This window comes from Bacillus sp. SIMBA_074, from assembly GCF_046534555.1.
Classification (GTDB): Bacteria; Bacillota; Bacilli; order Bacillales; family Bacillaceae_G; genus Bacillus_A; species Bacillus_A mycoides.
Window position 1 is genome coordinate 1 of record NZ_JAWRYM010000775.1, and the last position, 258, is coordinate 258.

Genomic DNA, 258 nt, shown 5'->3' on the forward strand with positions numbered 1-258 from the left:
CGTCGTTGTTGAAAGATAGTCAGTACTTACATACCCATCTATTCCATTGGCCTTGATCTTCGCCCAGCCTTTGGATTCCGAATACACCGTCACCTGTGTGCCCCTTGTCAGCTTCGCGACTATGCTGGCACTTTCCGTTCCGCTTTTTCGCATATTAAGTGAACCTGTACTGACATTCACATATTTCGTTGTCGTTTTAACGGTTTCCGCAGCTTTGGTTACCGTTCCAGGTTTTGTCGTCGATAGATACTTGGTACT

Annotated in this window: 1 protein-coding gene; it reads right to left on the reverse strand. The window is 46.1% G+C overall.

Translation table 11 applies throughout. The annotated features are described in order from the left end of the window. On the reverse strand, positions 1 to 153 hold a 153-nt coding region (locus SB773_RS32870; RefSeq protein ID WP_410594600.1), incomplete at its 3' end, for an SH3 domain-containing protein. Positions 154 to 258 lie beyond the last annotated feature (105 nt).